This window comes from Microbacterium sp. As-52, from assembly GCF_049949185.1.
In the GTDB taxonomy this organism is placed as follows: Bacteria; Actinomycetota; Actinomycetes; order Actinomycetales; family Microbacteriaceae; genus Microbacterium; species Microbacterium maritypicum_A.
Map to the genome: position 1 here is coordinate 3,169,636 of NZ_CP188171.1, position 17,172 is coordinate 3,186,807.

General features: G+C 65.5%; 17 protein-coding genes. 15 read left to right on the top strand and 2 right to left on the bottom strand.

Features of this window, described 5'->3' with window-relative positions:
• Window positions 1-43 precede the first annotated feature (43 nt).
• Window positions 44-1,843, bottom strand: a complete 1,800-nt coding sequence (locus ACLFA2_RS15350) for a heavy metal translocating P-type ATPase (protein ID WP_149086071.1) — start codon at window positions 1,841-1,843, stop codon at window positions 44-46.
• A gap of 275 nt (window positions 1,844-2,118) precedes the next feature.
• Window positions 2,119-2,493 carry a Cd(II)/Pb(II)-sensing metalloregulatory transcriptional regulator CmtR gene (cmtR, locus tag ACLFA2_RS15355; protein WP_101846729.1) on the bottom strand — a complete coding sequence of 125 codons (375 nt, stop codon included), beginning with the start codon at window positions 2,491-2,493 and terminating at the stop codon, window positions 2,119-2,121.
• Between the two features lie 749 nt (window positions 2,494-3,242).
• On the opposite strand from cmtR, the gene ACLFA2_RS15360 reads away from it, so the two are divergent.
• The 15 genes from ACLFA2_RS15360 (at window position 3,243) to resB (ending at window position 17,166) form a co-directional block, all read left to right on the top strand.
• Window positions 3,243-3,677: a DUF3515 family protein gene (locus ACLFA2_RS15360; RefSeq protein ID WP_282580674.1), complete on the top strand. Its 435-nt coding sequence runs from the start codon at window positions 3,243-3,245 to the stop codon at window positions 3,675-3,677.
• Complete coding sequence (locus tag ACLFA2_RS15365; RefSeq protein ID WP_149084822.1) at window positions 3,674-5,575, top strand: cytochrome c oxidase assembly protein; 1,902 nt, start codon at window positions 3,674-3,676, stop codon at window positions 5,573-5,575. Before ACLFA2_RS15360 ends, ACLFA2_RS15365 begins: the two co-directional genes overlap by 4 nt.
• A complete protein-coding gene (locus ACLFA2_RS15370; protein WP_426621586.1) occupies window positions 5,572-6,231 on the top strand; it encodes a copper resistance CopC family protein in 660 nt (219 codons plus the stop codon). Before ACLFA2_RS15365 ends, ACLFA2_RS15370 begins: the two co-directional genes overlap by 4 nt.
• 114 nt (window positions 6,232-6,345) lie before the next feature.
• Complete coding sequence (locus tag ACLFA2_RS15375) at window positions 6,346-6,750, top strand: hypothetical protein (RefSeq protein ID WP_156149083.1); 405 nt, start codon at window positions 6,346-6,348, stop codon at window positions 6,748-6,750.
• Between the two features lie 87 nt (window positions 6,751-6,837).
• Window positions 6,838-7,503, top strand: coding sequence for a DsbA family protein (locus ACLFA2_RS15380; protein WP_060921356.1), 666 nt, complete (start codon window positions 6,838-6,840; stop codon window positions 7,501-7,503).
• Window positions 7,500-8,513, top strand: a complete 1,014-nt coding sequence (locus ACLFA2_RS15385) for an NAD(P)-binding domain-containing protein (RefSeq protein WP_149084824.1) — start codon at window positions 7,500-7,502, stop codon at window positions 8,511-8,513. Before ACLFA2_RS15380 ends, ACLFA2_RS15385 begins: the two co-directional genes overlap by 4 nt.
• A gap of 279 nt (window positions 8,514-8,792) precedes the next feature.
• Complete coding sequence (locus ACLFA2_RS15390) at window positions 8,793-8,942, top strand: hypothetical protein (protein ID WP_156149084.1); 150 nt, start codon at window positions 8,793-8,795, stop codon at window positions 8,940-8,942.
• A 2-nt stretch (window positions 8,943-8,944) separates the two neighbouring features.
• Entirely contained in the window at window positions 8,945-9,487 is a 543-nt protein-coding gene (locus ACLFA2_RS15395) for a signal peptidase II (protein WP_045262819.1), read from the top strand.
• The gene (locus tag ACLFA2_RS15400; protein ID WP_045262820.1) at window positions 9,484-9,819 is read left to right on the top strand and encodes a DUF6804 family protein; all 336 of its coding nucleotides are present in this window, start codon (window positions 9,484-9,486) and stop codon (window positions 9,817-9,819) included. The genes ACLFA2_RS15395 and ACLFA2_RS15400 overlap by 4 nt, the downstream gene beginning before the upstream one ends.
• Window positions 9,820-9,868: 49 nt before the next feature.
• Window positions 9,869-10,807 carry a cytochrome c oxidase assembly protein gene (locus ACLFA2_RS15405; protein ID WP_045262771.1) on the top strand — a complete coding sequence of 313 codons (939 nt, stop codon included), beginning with the start codon at window positions 9,869-9,871 and terminating at the stop codon, window positions 10,805-10,807.
• A 123-nt stretch (window positions 10,808-10,930) separates the two neighbouring features.
• Window positions 10,931-12,433, top strand: coding sequence for an apolipoprotein N-acyltransferase (gene lnt, locus ACLFA2_RS15410; RefSeq protein ID WP_200838704.1), 1,503 nt, complete (start codon window positions 10,931-10,933; stop codon window positions 12,431-12,433).
• Window positions 12,434-12,809: 376 nt separating this feature from the next.
• On the top strand, window positions 12,810-13,451 hold the full coding sequence (locus tag ACLFA2_RS15415) for a M23 family metallopeptidase (protein ID WP_426621587.1): 642 nt from the start codon (window positions 12,810-12,812) through the stop codon (window positions 13,449-13,451).
• 640 nt (window positions 13,452-14,091) lie between these two features.
• The gene (locus ACLFA2_RS15420; protein WP_082066388.1) at window positions 14,092-14,757 is read left to right on the top strand and encodes a TlpA family protein disulfide reductase; all 666 of its coding nucleotides are present in this window, start codon (window positions 14,092-14,094) and stop codon (window positions 14,755-14,757) included.
• On the top strand, window positions 14,754-15,509 hold the full coding sequence (locus ACLFA2_RS15425; RefSeq protein ID WP_126893206.1) for a cytochrome c biogenesis CcdA family protein: 756 nt from the start codon (window positions 14,754-14,756) through the stop codon (window positions 15,507-15,509). Before ACLFA2_RS15420 ends, ACLFA2_RS15425 begins: the two co-directional genes overlap by 4 nt.
• Window positions 15,490-17,166 (top strand): cytochrome c biogenesis protein ResB, encoded by a 1,677-nt coding sequence (gene resB / locus ACLFA2_RS15430; protein ID WP_101846722.1) that lies wholly within the window; start codon window positions 15,490-15,492, stop codon window positions 17,164-17,166. Before ACLFA2_RS15425 ends, resB begins: the two co-directional genes overlap by 20 nt.
• Window positions 17,167-17,172 lie beyond the last annotated feature (6 nt).

Sequence of the window (17,172 nt, forward strand, 5' to 3'; positions counted from 1 at the left end):
CGAACTTCCGTAACGAAGTCCGTCGACGCGGAAACCGAAGTCGTCACCGCGAGAATCCGATCCCGCGGCGTCGGGCGGCACGGACGCCATTGAGGATGACGACCACTTCGGCGACCTCGTGGACAAGGACGACACCAGCGAGGCCGAGAACGCCGAACAAGGCGAGGGGGAACAGAACGACGATGATGGCCAGGGCGAGTGCGATGTTGATGGTCATGATGCGCCGTCCGCGGCGGGCGTGGGCGAGGGCTGCGGGGATGAGGCGAAGGTCGTTACCGGTGAAGGCGATGTCGGCGGATTCGATGGCCGCAGCTGAGCCTTTCACACCCATCGCGATCCCGACGGTCGCGGTGGCAAGGGCGGGGGCGTCGTTGATGCCGTCGCCGACCATGGCCGTCGGACTCTCCGTGACGAGGGCCGTGATGGCGGCGGCCTTGTCGGCGGGGAGTTGCTCGGCGCGTACGTCGCTGATGCCGGCGCGGGCGGCGAGGGCATAGGCGGTTCGCTGGTTGTCGCCGGTGAGCATGACGGTGCGTATGCCCTGCGCGTTCAGCATGGAGATGGTCTCGGCGGATTCGGGGCGCAGTTCGTCCCGCACGCCGATGAGGCCCGAGACCTGACCGTCGGTCTCGACGACGACGACGGTCATACCGTCTCCGGCCATCTCGTCGGCGGACTTGGTGAGCTCACCCAGTTCCGAGAGCCAGCGTGCGTTCCCGACCCGCACGCGGGTGGAGCCGACGAGGCCGGTGAGGCCGTGGCCGGCATCTTCGACGACATCTGTCGCTGCGGGGATGTCGGACGCGGCGCGAATGATGGCGGCGGCAAGCGGGTGAGTGCTCGTGGTCTCGAGGGCGGCGGCGAGGGAGATGATCTCCTCGCGGGAGCGACCGTGAGCAGGCACGACGGCGACGATCTCCGGCTCGTTGCGCGTGAGGGTGCCGGTCTTGTCGAGCGCGACGGTGCGGATGGTGCCGAACTGTTCGAAGGCCTCGCCGGACTTGATGACCACACCGAACTTCGAGGCCGAACCGATGGCGCTGATGACCGTCACCGGAACGGCGATGGCCAAAGCGCACGGGGACGCGGCGACGAGCACGACGAGCGCCCTCTCGATCCACAGGCCGGGATCCCCGACGATGAACCCGAACACGGCCACGAGGGCTGCGATGATGAGCACGGCCGGCACGAGTGGGCGGGCGATCCGGTCCGCCAGGCGGGCCCGCTCGCCCTTGCGGGCGTGCGCCTGCTCGACCAGCTCGACGATCTGGGTGAGGGAATTGTCGCGGCCGTCGGCGGTTGCTTCGATCCGCAACGTCGCAGCCCCGTTCACCGATCCCGCGGGGACGGCGTGTCCCGGTCCGACCTCCACCGGGATCGACTCGCCCGTCACGGCAGACGTGTCGATGCCGGAGCGGCCCTCGACCACCACGCCATCCGTCGCGATCCGTTCTCCCGCACCGACGACGAGGATGTCGAGCTCGCGGACCTCCGCGGCGGGGATCGTCACGTCACCGTTCAGGCGCGAGACACGCACGGTCTCCGGGATCAGCGACAGCAGCGCGCGTAGTCCCTCCTTCGCCCGATCCATAGCCCGATCCTCGAGAGCTTCGGCAAGCGAGAACAGGAACGCCAGCGCTGCAGCTTCGCCCACGTGGCCGAGAGCTACGGCGCCGATGGCGGCGATGGTCATCAGAAGGCCGACGCCGAGTCGGCCCCGCACCAGGCGGCGGATCGCCCCGGGGACGAACGTGTACGCACCCGCGAGGAGTGCGACCGTCTGGAGGACAAGCGCCGGAACCGGCAGTCCGGACCACTCGAAGACATAACCTGCCAGCAGCATCACGCCGGCAACCGCGGACGGCAGGAGCGCGGTGTCGCGCCAGAGCGGTGGCCGTTCTTCGTGCTCAGCGTCCCCGCGCGAATGATCCGCGTCGCGGGGGGAAGCCGGTCCGCAGCAGGCGTCGTCCTCCAGGAGCGGCGTTCGCCTCGATGATGAATCGGACGTGATGGGGTCGGGTCCGCAGCAGGCGTCTGCGGCGGCAGAGGGCTGGCGTAGCTCGAGCCGACGGACAGTTCTCGTCTGGCGTGGCTCGACCGGGCCGCAGCATTCCTCGCTCATCGGATCTCCTCCATCGACCTGTCGGTAGGCGAGCAGCATAGAGGCACGTCACAGTTCTCGTCCGTGCACGCCTCTCCGTCGTCGACCGCGAGGACCGTGTTCACCAGCAGAGTGATGGCTCGAGTCACATGCGGATCCGCGATCTCGTACCGCGTCTGACGTCCCTCCGGTGTCGCGACCACGATGCCGCACCCTCGAAGACACGCGAGATGGTTCGACACGTTGGTGCGAGACAGATCCAGTGCCTCGGACAAGCGCGCCGGGTATCCCGGCCCGGAAAGCAGTTCCAGCAGAATCCGAGAACGAGTGGGGTCAGCCATGGCGCGCCCCAATCGGTTCATCACGTCGAGACGAGAAGCAATGGTCAGCATGCAATGACTATACAGTGCTTGCTGACTTATCCTTCAACAGAGCGGTGCGCTCGAGCTCTGGATGCGGGTGTGGAGTTTCGCCGGGCGACCGCAACGTAGACTGGAGAGGATGATGCGGCGCACGAACACCGGACGCTCAGCGCACGTCCCCCGCGGGCCGCTTGCGATGAGGGTGCTCTTCGGGATCATTATTGCTCTGCTTCTCACGCTCGGTATCGCGAGCACTGTCCACGCTGAGACTGCGACGTCAGCCACAGCGTCACCGGAAAGCTTCTCGTTGTCGAGTGAGCACGACGAACGAGACCAGTCCGCGGTGTCCTCTGCTGGATCATCTGATGTCGCCGCCGCTGTGTGCATAGTCGGCGCGCTTCTCGGCGTGCTGGTATTCGCCCGACTCTCCCGCGCGCGACTCCGCATCCCGATGCAAGCCCCTTCACGAGACTCCGCGCACCGCGCATCGATTCCGCGCATTCAGGGACCACATCTGCTGCGCCCTGACCTCGCGCGGCTGCAGATCTCCCGAACCTGACTCTCCGGCTCAGTGCCGCCTTCATCCGTGCCATCGCGCGGATGCGGATCGACGCACGTCGTCGACAGCTTGGAGAGATGACTTGGAGAACACGCCCCTCACCCCGACCCCCGCCGAGGTCTCAGTCAATCGGCGCGCCGTTTCGCGGAACCTAATCCTCGGAGCCGGCGCACTCATCGGCCTGCTCGCGACATTTTCGGGATGCGCGTCCACTGTCGCATTGAAACCTGCGACGAATGCGAACGCCCCCGAATGCGCCGACGTGACGGTTCGGCTTCCCGCAGCCGTCGGAGAGTTCACCGGTCGCACGACCGATGCCCAAGCGACCGCCGCATGGGGAGACCCGACCATCGTCGTCTTTACCTGCGGGCTCGAGCCGCCAGCACCGACGACGCTGCAATGCGTGACCATCAACTCCGTCGATTGGATCGTCGACGAACAAGATTCCCCCTACCTGCGCTTGACGACCTACGGCCGAACGCCCGCAGCCCAGGCCTACGTCGATACGACGAAGCTCTCCGCGGATGCCGCGTTGCAAGCCCTCGCACCCGCGGTCCAGATGCTGCCGAAAACGTCCGCCTGCTCCGCGCCGGACACCGCGTCATCCGACGACGAGGACGCGCCGACCACGGGCGGCTCCGGAGACCTCCCGTGAACGCCAGGGGGCTCCGACTGGTCGGACCCGCACTCCTGCTCACCTCGGCGCTGGTCGCGCTCCTTCTGGGATTGGTGATAGGTGGCGGGGCTGATCCACGGGTCACCAGCGACCCCGGCGCGGTCGTCCGGTGGGGACTGCCGGTCGCGAAGCTCATCGTCAACCTCGGGGCGGCGGTCATGGTGGGATCGGCCGTCCTTGCTGCGTACGCTCTCACACAGGGCGAGAAGGAGTTCGATACCGCCCTGGATGTCGCCTCCATCGGTGCCGCAGTGCTCACCATCGGCGCAGGAGTCACTGGTTATCTCACCTTCCTGTCATCGTTCAATCCTGAGGTGTCACTCGGCCCGGGATTCGGTCAGCAGTTCGGCAGATTCCTCCTCGAGACGGAGCTGGGTCGCGTCTGGCTCATCACAACAGTGATGGCCGCGATACTCACGGTGATCTCGTATGCGTTCCGGGGATGGGCGGCCGCGCTGTTGCTGACGTTCCTTTCGCTGGCGTCGCTGGTCCCGATGGCCACGCAAGGTCATTCCGGAAGCCTCGCCAATCATGATGCTGCGGTCATGTCGCTCGTGCTGCACATCACCAGCGCGGCGGTATGGCTCGGCGGTCTTCTCGCGCTGGTGTTCCTCAGGCCGTCTGCGCGCGAGCACCGTCTGCGGGCAATCGTCGAGCGATACTCGACCATCGCACTCGTCGCTTTCGTGGTCGTCTCCGTGTCCGGAGTCGCCCGCGCGATGACGTCTGTCAGCGGCTGGCGAGAACTTCTCAGCGCGTACGGAGCTGTGCTCTTGGTGAAGGTGGTGGCGCTCACGCTCCTCGGCGTCGTGGGTGTCGCGCACCGTCGGTGGTACATCCGCCGTGGGGTCGGAGAGCGGGCACCGTTCTGGACGTTCGTCACCGTCGAGTTCGCGGTCATGGGCATCGCGAGTGGTGCCGCAGCGGCGCTCGCCCGCACGCCAGCGCCGGCAGACACCTCAGCTCCGGCGCTGACGACACCGGCTGAGATCCTCACCGAAGCACCGCTTCCACCCGAACTCACACTCGTCGGTTGGCTGAGCGGGAACGACGTGAATCTCTTGTGGGCGGTGGTCGCAGGTTTCGGAGTCTTCTTCTATCTGATGGGTGTCCGTCGCCTGCGGCAACGCGGCGAGGGGTGGAGCGGCCTGCGCACGTTCGCCTGGATCAGCGGGATGGTGCTGCTGGCTTGGGTGAACGGTGGGGCGGTCGCTGTCTACTCCGACTACCTCCACAGCGTCGACGCGGCGGGACGGATGCTCATGCTCCTCGTGGTTCCCTCCCTCCTCGTGTTTGGCGCGCCATATCGCCTGGCATTGGAGGGAATCACCAACCGCACCGATGGGAGTCGTGGAATCCGCGAGTGGCTGCAAGCAGGGGAGCGCTCGCGGATCGTCCTCTTCCTGCGCCACCCCATAGTCGCGATGTGCACGTTCGCTTTTATCGTGTGGGGCGTATCCGCCACTGGCCTCTTGCGCGATTCCCTCGCCGATCCCTTGGTGCATGAATTGCGCGTCGTCGCGCTGCTCGTAGCGGGAAGCTTGGTGACCGCTGCGATCCTCCGTCCTGCCGGCACATATCCCCGGCGGATGCGTGTGGTTGTCGTGTTCGGATCGGCTGCCGCGCTGGCGAGTGTAGGCAGTTGGGTGCTGCTTCAGAGCGGCCTGATTGCTGCGAGCTGGTTCGGGGCGATGGGTCGTCAATGGGGCCTGGAGCCGATGGCGGACCAACAAGCAGCCGGCATGGTGATCCTGCTCTCGGCGCCGATGCTGCTCCTCTTCGGCCTCAGCGTCGACTACATACTCAGCGGGCACTCCACTCGCTCACCACAGGAGGTCGACCGACCCCTCCACTCCACTCGAAAGGCCATCTCATGACATCCGTCTCCACCCGAATCCGCCGCGTGAGCGGTGCCGTATGCGCCGCCGCTGTCGCAATCGTGCTGCTGACCGCAACCCCAGCCTCCGCACATGACAATCTCACCGACGCTGTGCCATCGGCGGGCGAGACAGTCACCAACCTCGACACAGTCGCACTGACTTTCAGCGGGGAGCTCATCGACTTCAGCCAGACGAGCTTCGCCCAGGTGCAGGGCCCCGACGGGCTCTTCTACGAGTCGTCGTGCTCCACCATCGAACTCAACGTGCTCACCACCCCCGTCGCCCTCGGAGCGTCGGGCACCTACACGGTGCTCTGGAACGCTGTGTCCAGCGACGGGCACCCCATCTCCGAGTCATACCAGTTCGACTACGCAGCGGATCCGACGGCGACCGTCGCACTCGGTTGGGACGCACCGGCGTGCGGGAACGAAGGCACCCGTACTCAACCAGGAGCAGCGCTGACCAGTACCCCGATGCCGACCGACGCCACCAACTCGGCGGCGCCCACACAAGATACCGACCGAGAGCCGCGCGCTGACGGGGCAGATGAGAGCGTCGTGGCCCTGGCGGTCGTCGGAGGCGTCGTCGTGCTGGGAGTTCTGGCGATGGCGACCGTGCTCGTGGTGCACCGTCGACGCAAGCGCGGGGAGTGACCGAGTGATTACGGCTCATTCAAAGGAAGAAGTAGGAGCGACGATTACAATCGAATCGTGTTCCATTCGATCCGGGTCGCCTGCCACGGGCGGCCGGATCGCAGCCAGATGATAATGCGGCTCATTAGCATCATCGGGCTCACACTCCTCCTGATCTTCGCCGTCGGCGCAGCCGAGCACGGAAGTGCCGATGTCACCACGGCGTCAACTACCGCCAGCACGTCGCTCGACGCCGATGAATCAGGCGCTGACGCAGCCGCTGCGGCACCCGCAGGCGTCGTGATACAGCTCGCCACGGGCGCTGCACAAGTAGACCCGGTCACGGGCGCTGTGCTGTGCGTCCTCGGTCTTCTCTGCGGACTCGTCGCAGCGGTCATGCTCTATCGGCTGCTCTGGCGCACGACAGCCGTGGTCGTGGAGACCCACGCGGCTCAGCCGCGAACGAGCGCCGCTCCGAATAGCATCCCCCTGAGGCGGACGTCGCTGACTCTGGCGACGCTCGGAATCTCCCGGACCTGACCCGTCGAAGCGTCGCGCTTCGCGCGTGCGCATCCCATCGAGCAACCGCTCGACCTTCGACCGTGTCGACAGTCCTTGGAGTACCTGATGAAACCCGCCGTCAAAGCCGGCCTCGCTGCCCTTGCCGTAACCATCGTCCTGATTATCGTCGCGGTAATCGTCGTCATCGTTAACCAGCAGAACACTGCGCCGCCAGAATCCGAGAACGGAAGCTCTACGGCGCAGGTGCTCCGCGAGAACTCGCACGTTCTCGACGACGGGGGAGACGGGTCAGTCACCGTCGTTGAATTCCTCGACTTCGAATGCGAAGCGTGCGGAGCCTTCTACCCCGTGGTCGAAGACCTTCGCGAGCGCTACGACGGCGAGATCACCTATGTCATCCGCTACTTCCCGCTACCGGGTCACTTGAACTCCAGGAATGCCGCGTTCGCGGCCGAAGCGGCTGCGCAGCAGGGACGCCTTGAGGAGATGTACCGCAAGCTCTTCGAGACGCAGGCTCAATGGGGTGAAGCTCAGGAATCGCGGGCGAGCTTGTTCCGAGGCTTCGCTGAGGAGATCGGCCTGGACATGGCCGCTTACGATACCGCGATCTCTGACCCCGCGACGGTCGCACGAGTCGATCTCGACTACAACGACGGTCAGGCACTGGGAGTAAGCGGAACTCCGACGTTCTTCGTGAACGGCGATGCCATCACACTCGAGCGCTACGACGACCTCGAGAACGCGATCCTCTCAGCGGGCAAGGGAACATGACACTCCTAGGCCTCTCTCATCGTCGAGTCATCATCGTCGGCTCCGGCCACGCCGGTCTCTCCGTCGCCGCCGAACTCTCGCGTTCGGGCCTGAAGCCGCAACGGGACTTCGCCGTCATCGACAGCAATCCTGACGGGCGTCGTTCGTGGGCGTTCCGCTGGTCGTCGATGACACTCCTGACAGAGGCCGGGCGGAGCACGGTCGCCGGCCGGCATCTCACAGGCGACCCCTATCGACGCCCGTCACCGCGAGAGCTTGAACAGCATCTTCTCGACGTCGAGGCCGCCTTAGGCCTCACGACGCTGTGGGGCAGCAGAGCGACAGGCGTGGACCGTCTGGGGGACGGATCCACTCTGCTTCTGTCAACGAACGAAGGGCCGGTACAGACGCGCAACATCGTCTGCGCCACCGGGTCCGCGGCTCGACCTCGGATCCCGAACTGGGCGGTAGACGCCGCGGTAACGGGGATCATGGTTCATAGCGCCGACTATCGCGGACCGAGCCAGATTCCCAGCGGTGACGTGCTGGTCGTCGGAGCCGGCCACAGCGGCCAAGAGATCGCGCGCGAGCTCAGTCGCACGCACCGCGTCACGCTGTCGTCCCAGCCGTCGGCGGTCTCCGCAGTTCGACCGGCACGACGCGGCGTCGGGCGGCGTCGGGCAAAAGCGCGAGGTGGGGCAGCTCTCGCACTGGATCCGGAATGGGAACAACTCGGCATCGAGGTGCTGCCTGCGGCCATCGCCGCAGACGGAGCACACATCGTCTTCGACGATGGTCGTCGTATCGTTCCGCAGTCCATCATCTACGCGACCGGATACCTGCCCGCGGACGGCTGGCTTCCCCGTCCGGTACTCGATGCCACGTCCAGTCGCCGGAAGCGCGGGACTACGAGCGTCCCAGGTCTGTTCGTCGTCGGCATGCCGAGCCACGGTAGCCAGGATTCAGACACCTTCGACGGGGCACGCCGTGACGCGATCTCGATTGCACGCCACATCATGAAGCGCCCCTGAATACGTTCGTCCGAAATGCACCGACCGAAACGAGGATCACACATGAGACATCCGATGGCCACGACGAAACATGCGTGGGGTGCCGTCGCGTGTGCGTTGCTGATCCTCGCGACGGTCCTGCTGGTTTCGCCTTCGGTTTCAGCGTCCGCAGTTGGGGACGTCGCACCAGTTACCGCGTCCCCCACTCCGGAACAGAGTTCAACGCCGTCGCCTTCGCCGTCGCCCGAAGAGACAGAGTCGGACAAGGACCGTCATCAAAGGCAGAACGGAGAGCGGCCGGTGGAACGAGACGATCTCGGGTTCCTCGGCATCCTGTTCGTCATCGGCATGGGGTTCGTTCTCGTAGCGGGCGCTGTCGGTGTCGCGTTCGCCGGGTGGAAGCGCCGCCGGCGCGACCGAGCAGCGGCCGACACGGAAGGAGGCGCGTGATCATGAGTGCGCGCGTGCCGAAGCTCGCCATCGCGTTCGCCGTCGCCGGTGCGACCGTCATCATCGACCAAGTGTCGAAGGCGGTCGCCTTGGCGCAACTGAGTACCACGGAGCGCATTCCGCTACTGGGAGACCTCTTCGGGCTGCAACTGGCGTTCAACCCGGGTGCCATCCTGTCGTTCGGTTCCAGCGCGACTCCGCTGCTGACCGCAGTCGGAATCGCAGCGACGGTCGTGCTCATCAGGAGCGCAATCCGATCCCGTACCACGTGGTGGGCGGTCGGTATCGGGTTCATTCTCGGGGGAGCCATCGGCAACGTCCTGGACCGTCTCTTCGCACCCCCTGCGTTCGGCCGCGGGTACGTCACCGACTTCCTCGCCTACTCGGACCTCTTCATCGGCAATCTGGCGGACGTGGCGCTGGGGGTCGGTGCCGTCGTGCTGGTCGTCGGGCTACTTCGGCGCCGCCGTGGTCCAGAGGACGACGTCGTCACGCCTCCCGCTTCGATGCCACAGGACATGAGCGAAGGATGGGGACGCTCATGACACAGAAGAAGCGGACCCCTTCCACCTATCAGCGGAACGCTCTTGCTCCGAGTCTGCTCGCAGCCGCGGTGCTGTTCCTCGCCCCCGTGCTGCTGGCGAGTGACTGGGCCTCGGTCATCCTCTACGTCACGTCGATCCTCGCGGTCATCGTCGGATGGTTCGCCGTGCAAGCGCGCCACTGGTGGTGGATCCCGGTGTTCATCGCCATCGCCGTCCTGTGGAATCCCGTCATGCCCTTCCCGTTCGCCGGACCGGTCTGGACCGGAATCCAGCCCGCGGCAGCAGTCGTCTTCCTGGTAGCGGGAAGCCTTATCAAGTTCCCCCGACCCTGATGTCGGCACTCATCGCTCAGCTCATCGACAGGCCGGAGGGGGCCCGTCGATGACTCCGTGGATCCCCGACGTCGCGCCCACCTTCCCTGACTACTTCGCCGTGGTTCCGGGGGCGCTTCCGGTGCTGCCGGTGGTCGCTGGGCTGCTTGCACTTCTCTACATGGTCGGGGCCGTTCGCATGTGGACGCACGGTCGACGCTGGTCCATCTGGCGTACGTTCAGCTTCCTCAGCGGCTGCGCGCTCCTGGCTGGGACGACCGGTCTCGCCGTGGAGAATTACGGCTACGCGTTGATGTCGGTGTTCATGTTCCAGCAGCTCACTCTGATGATGGCGATTCCGCCGCTACTCATCCTGGGATCTCCGGGCACCTTGCTGCTCCGCGCCACCCCGCACGTAGGGCTGGGGCGTAGGGCACTCGCCGTCGCCCACGCGGGGCTGCGCAGCAGACTCGCGCGCTGGGCTCTGAGCCCATGGGCGGCGCTCCCTCTCTATCTGGCCGCGTTCTACGGCCTGTACCTCGCGGGGTTCGCAGACTCCCTCCTGAGCTCGACCGCGGGACACATCGCCCTCGAGGTGGCGTTCCTCGGCGCGGGCATCATCTTCACAATCCCCATCCTGAGCTCCGACCCGCTACCCGTTCGCCTCAGTCACGGCGGCCGCGCCCTCGATGTGTTCGCCGAAGCCGCGCTGCACGCCTTCTTCGGAGTGTTCCTCATGATGGCCACCACCATGCTCATCACCCACTTCGTCGCGCCCACGCAGGCCATGGGACTCGACCCCATCGAAGACCAGCGGCTCGCCGGCGGACTCGCCTGGTCGTACGGCGAGGCCCCCACGCTCCTGATGCTGATCTACGTCATGCACCGATGGTTCCGGGAGGACACCGCACGATCCAAGGCACAGGACCGGTACGTAGACATGTACGGATCATCCGAGCTGGATGAGTACAACGCGTACCTCCAGAAACTCCGCGAGCGGGACGCCTGAGCAATGCCGACGACACTCCACTCCACGCCGACGTCTGAGGCCCGAACGACGCACACTGATCTCACGCGACCACTCGTCGGTGTATGGGTCGCCGTTCCACTGTCGGCGGTCGGTGGACTCGCCATGGACCTCGCGACCCCCGAGGTCAGTTGGTGGCCCCTCGCGTTCGTCAGCGTCGTCCTCACCTTGGTTGCGACCGTCGGACGTAGCGTCGGCGGAGCGCTGCTCGTCGGTCTCGCGTTCGGTGTCACGTTCTACGCGCTTCACCTCGATTGGGTTGGTCAGTTCCTCGGGCCGTTGCCACGCATCGCGTTGTCGGGGCTGCAGGCTCTCCTGTTCGGGCTCGGTGCGGTTCCCATAGCGCTGGCATACCGATGGACGAGCCGCTTCCGTGGCCGTCGTGTCTGGCAAATCGTCGCCGTACCCGCACTGGTCGGCGGGTTGTGGGTTGCCCGCGAGATCGTGCTCGGATCGTGGCCGTACGGCGGGTTCCCCTGGGTGCGACTCGGGATGACGCAGGTAGAGAGCCCGTTCCCGGAAGCTACGTCGTGGATCGGTGTGACCGGGCTCTCGCTCACCATCGCGGTCATCGCTGCGAGCATCGTGCAGTGGCTTCGTATCGGGTTGCGCGCAGTGTCCGTTCTGACGCCCGCTGTCGTCCTGGTTTTCGGACTCAGTGTGACACCGCAATATGCGACGACAGGCGCGGGCACATTCGCGGTTGGGTGGGTCCAAGGCAACGGTCCCTCAGGCTACTTCGACGGTAGAGCCTCGGGTGACCTGCTCAAAGCACAGGTCGAGGCATCGGAACCGATTCTCGACCGGAACATGGACGTGCTCGTTTGGCCCGAAGGATCGGCGGAGTTCGACCCGTTCCGCAACCGACAGGCCGCCTCTGAACTGAATCGGATCGTGTCCCGGACGGGGGCGCCGCTTCTGGCGAACGCGGCGACGGCACGAGGCGATGAGACGTTCAACACCTCCTTCCTGTGGACGGCAAACCCCGGCAGCTCTCAAGTCCACGACAAGGTCAATCCCGTCCCATTCGGCGAGTACGTCCCCGACCGATGGTTGTACGAGCGCCTTGCCCCCGACCTCGTCGGGCTGATCCAGCGCGAGTACACTGCCGGCACGAACCCACCCGTCGTGACCGTCGGCGAGACCGACATCGGTCTCGCGATCTGCTTCGACGTGATCTTCGACGACGTGATCCGTGCCGCTGCTGAGCAGGATGTGAAGCTCTACATCTTCCAAACCAACAACGCGGACTTCCGCGGCTCCGACGAGAACCTTCAGCAACTGGCCTTTGCCCGGATGCGTGCCATCCAGACCGGTAAGAGCGTGGTGAACGTTTCCACTGTGGGCACCAGTCAAGTCATAGCCCCGGACGGCGCGATCCTCGACACAGCAGGCGTCGACACGGTCGCTGCCGCAATCACGGATGTGCCGCTCCGCTCAGGCATCGCACCAGGCATCCTCGCGGAGAAGTGGCTCGCGTTGAGCGCGCCATTGCTCGCGTTCGGAAGCCTCGCAACACTTGCCCTCATCGTTCGACGTGCATCGTCGAACGGCCCAGACTCGACCCCCGAACCCGAATCCGGAGGCCCGAACCGTGACCACACATGACCCTCTCGAGCCGAACATTCGACCGGAGCCGCTTCTCACGCGGTCGGAGCTTCGACGCCGAGAGACCGCGTCGACAGCCCCGACTCCGCCAGTCACCCGCTCCGAACTTCGGCGCAGGCGCGAGGCCCTGTCCCATCCGCCGATTCCACCAATCAGTGCATCCGACCATCGACCTCGTGACGAGGGCATTCCGAGCCGAGAGCACGACGTGCGGACTCCGGCGAAGACGGTGAACACGACTCCATCCACCACCCCCACGGAGCAGGACGCTCGACGCGTTGCAAAGCCTGCTCCTGCGAGGTCCATCGGGCGGCGAATCGGGAGAACGCTCATCGTGGTGGGCACATTGACCGTCGCTTCCTCGTTCATGGTCGGCATGACGATCCCGGCCGAGACCGTCGCGGCGGCCAGGACGGATACCACGGCGCGGTTCGCGCCCTCCGAGAGCGACGGATCCGCCGCCGATAGTGACATTCAGGCGTTTGTCGTGCCGGAGGATGCTGCGGCGGAGGACCTTGGTCGGTCGAACGGCTTCAGCGTGACGTCTGTCCCGCAGCTCGCGGCGGCAGCAGGAATCCGTTACTTCAGCGGATCCCTGCTGCTCGATCCCGATGCTGAGGTGCAGTGGCCGTTCCCGGTCAGCGTGCCCACGTCGTCGAGTTTCGGGCCCAGGTGGGGGCGAATGCATGAAGGCGCCGACTTCACACCAGGTGAGGGAGCTCAGATCCGCGCCGTGGCCGGCGGAACGGTCCGCATCGCGACCGAGAACGGCGGGGCGTTCGGGGTCACGGTCTACATTGAGAGCAAGATCGACGGGCAGACGGTATTCAGCCGCTACGCGCACATGTTGCGCGGCTCCCTCGGAGTTCGTGAGGGGGAGAGTGTCTCCGTCGGCGAAGTCGTCGGACGAGTCGGCAACACCGGACGCAGTTTTGGTGCGCACTTGCACCTTGAAGTGTCGACAGGAGACGGAACGGTCGATCCTGTCGCTTGGCTGCGGGAGCAGACCGGTGAATGAGCTCCGGCGCGTCCCGCTTGATGACCTCGACCTGAGAGGCGGGGCGATGAACCCTCGTCTAGGGCGAAAGGCGGCGACATCGCCGTTTGCCGTCGGTGTGATTGTCGTGGTCATGGCGTCACTGTTGCTCGTGTTGGGCGTCGCCTGCGCTCCATATCAGGCGACACCTGATGCATCGACGTCCGTCGGCGTCGACGATCCCTCGGCGCTCGATGCACGAAACGCTGCGCCGGACGCGCCCTCGGTTGCGTCGGCGGGGGAGCCCTCTGCATCGAGTATCGGCATGGGCCCCGTTGCGTGCGCTCTCGGACTGTTCTGCGGAGTACTTCTCCTGCTCCTCAGCGCTCTGCGTCGGCCAATGCCTCTAATGAACCCGGGACGTATCAGGTCTCACCTGATACGTCGACTTCTTCCGAGCATCGCGATGAGGGCCACCGCCCCCTCTCTCACGAAACTCCGCGTGTCGCGGACCTGAGCTTCCTCGATTCACGCCGTCGTCATGCTCGTCACTCGGGAGCGAGACGCGACGTCGCCCCGGGACCCGCTCCTCGTCGAGCACTGATGGCCCGGGCGCGAGGCATGAGCCCGATAACCACCGGCTCTGCCCTGCCAAACGAGATTCAGATCCGAAGAGGAACCTATGCTCAGCGAGCCCGTCCCCCGACCACCCGCCACCGGCGTCCCCAGCGCGCAGGATCACGGCCGACGACGACGTATTCGTCACGCCGTGCTCGCCTCCATACCCGTCCTTCTCCTGCTCGCAGGGTGCGCGTCCAACGACTCCCTTTCCCAGCAGTACAGGGATGGCAACGAGAAAGGCTTCATCGCGGGAGACTTCCAAGTCGTCGAGATCCCGCAAGACGAGCGCGGAGAGCCGGTGACATTCGAAGGGGTCACGGAGACCGAAGAGGAAGTCGCGAGTGACGACTACCGCGGCGACGTCCTCGTCGTGAACTTCTGGTACGCCGCATGCGGCCCCTGCATCGTCGAGGCGCCATACCTCGAACAGGTGTGGCAGGACTATCGCGACGACGGCGTGGCCTTTCTTGGGGTGAACACCTACGACCAACCCGCCACCGCGCTCTCGTTCGCCAAAGACAACGGCGTCACGTATCCGAGCGTGATCGACGTCAACGACGGTAAGGTCAAGCTGGCCTTCGCTCAGGTGACGCCGATCCAAGCCACGCCGACCACCCTGGTCATCGACCGCTCCGGCAGAGTCGCCGCCCGCGTCATCGGTCAGCTCGACAGTGCCTCAATCCTCGCGACGCTCGTCGAGGACGTTCTCGAGGAGAGCGTCCCATGAACCCTGGAACGCTTATCGTCGACGGAGTTCTGTGGATCGCCATCCCCGTGGCGATCCTCGCCGGGCTCGTCTCCTTCGTCTCACCGTGCGTCCTCCCTTTGGTGCCCGGGTACCTGGGGTACCTCGGCGGAACTGTGCGGCCAGAACAGGGCAAGAGCGGAAGCCGAGAGTCGCACCGCGGTCGACTGATGCTGGGGGTGGCGCTGTTCATCGCAGGTTTCACGACCGTCTTCGTCGCCGTGACCATCCTCGGCGGTGCGTTCGGCTTCGTGCTGCTGCAGTACGCGAACATTCTCACCAGGGTGTTCGGCGTCGTCATCATCGTGATGGGCTTCGTCTTCATCGGACTCTTCGGCGTCGCGCAGCGAACGATGCGCCCACGGATCGGCAGTCGTGCAGGTCTGGTCGGCGCCCCGCTGCTGGGGTTCGCACTCGGAGTGGGGTGGACACCCTGCATCGGCCCGACACTCGCCGCAATCATCTCGATGTCATGGAACTTGGGTGACCCCGCTCGAGCCGGCCTGCTCGGGCTGGCGTACTCCCTCGGCCTCGGTATCCCCTTCATCGTCCTCGCCGCCGGGTGGGGATGGGCGTCCTCCTCGCTCGCCTTCCTCCGACGCCATGTCCGCACGCTCAACCTCATCGGCGGAGCGATGCTCGTCGCTCTCGGGATCCTGATGGTCTCCGGCCTCTGGACCGCTCTCATGTCCCAACTTCAGCAGGTGATTATCAATGTCCCGCTCCCTCTCTGACCCCGACACCAAGGGCGATCCGCTCCGGCCAGCCGACCACGCCGATACCGGCGCAACATCTGAGGTGACGAGCCCGGCGCTCAGCGTGACCGGCTGGCTGCGATGGGGGTGGACACAACTGACGAGCATGCGCACCGCCTTGTTGCTGCTTCTGCTCCTCGCTGTCGCAGCGATCCCCGGTTCACTGTTCCCGCAACGCAGCGCAGACCCCAACGGCGTCGTGCAATGGCGAAGGAACAACCCCGATGCGTTCCCGCTCGCGGACGGCCTTGGACTGTTCGACGTCTACATCTCACCGTGGTTCTCCGCCATCCATCTTCTGCTGTTCGTCTCGCTCATCGGGTGTGTGATCCCGCGTGCGAAGCACCACTATGTCGCGCTGCGGTCACGACCTCCGCGCACTCCGTCCCGACTGTCGAGGTTGCCCGCTCATCGCGAGAGGTTCATCGCTGGGAAGGGTGGCGATGCTGAGGGGGCTGTCTCCGCGGCTTCCGACATGCTGCGCAGATCCGGTTACCGCGTCGAGCGTTACGACCAGGGAGGCACCTACTCGGTATCAGCAGAGCGCGGCTACCTCCGTGAGACCGGCAACCTCGTCTTCCATGTCGCGCTCGTCGGGGTGCTCCTCTCGGTCGCAGTAGGCGGATCCTTCGCGTACACCGGACAACGAGTCGTGGTGGAGGGGACGACGTTCGTGAATGCCTTGAGCGACTACTCGTCCTTCAACCCGGGACGATTCGTCGACGGCGCGGGACTTGTTCCGTACTCGCTCACGCTCGACGACTTCCGCGTCGCCTATCGACTGCCGGGCACACCGGGCGCGGGACAGGCAGAGAACTTCGATGCGCAGATCACGGTCCGCCAGCCGGGCGAGCAGGACAGTGAGCGCAGCGTTCGAGTGAACTACCCGACCACGATTGCGAATGACCGGATCTACCTCCTGGGGAACGGGTACGCCCCGACGCTGACCGTGAGGAACGGCGACGGCGACGTCGTGTTCAGTGAGTCGCAGCCGTTCCTGCCGCAGGACTCGAACATGACCTCCCTGGGCATCATCAAAATCCCGGACGGGCTACCGAAGCAAGTCGGGCTCGTCGGGTTCTTCTACCCCACGCAGGGCACTCTCCCGTCAGGTGCGTTCACGTCCATCTACCCCGACGTCGTCGATCCCGTGCTCACCTTCAACGTCTTCAGCGGGGACCTCGGCATCGACGACGGCACGCCGCGCTCCGTCTACACGCTCGACGTGAGCGGACTCGACCAGGAGACGGGCGGCGACAGCGGCACCGACTCGTTGGAACTCCGACCCGGTGACACAGCTGACCTCCCGAATGGCTGGGGGTCCGTCACATGGGAGATCGCAGAGGAACAACAACCAGTGAAGCGATTCGCCTCGCTGCAGATCCAACAAGATCCGAGCAGTGGGGGAGTGCTCCTCTTCTCGGTGATTGCCATGGTGGGTCTCTTCGCAGGCCTGTTCGTACCCCGGCGTCGCGTGTGGGTGAAAGCCCGCGACGGGATCGACGGCATCCACATCGAGTACGCCGGCCTCGCGCGCGGCGACGACCCCACGCTGCAACGAGCGGTCGACGATCTCGCACATCGTCACTCGACTTCGCTCGGCGCGGAGCCTGTGAAGCCCGCCGGCCACTTCTGACAACGA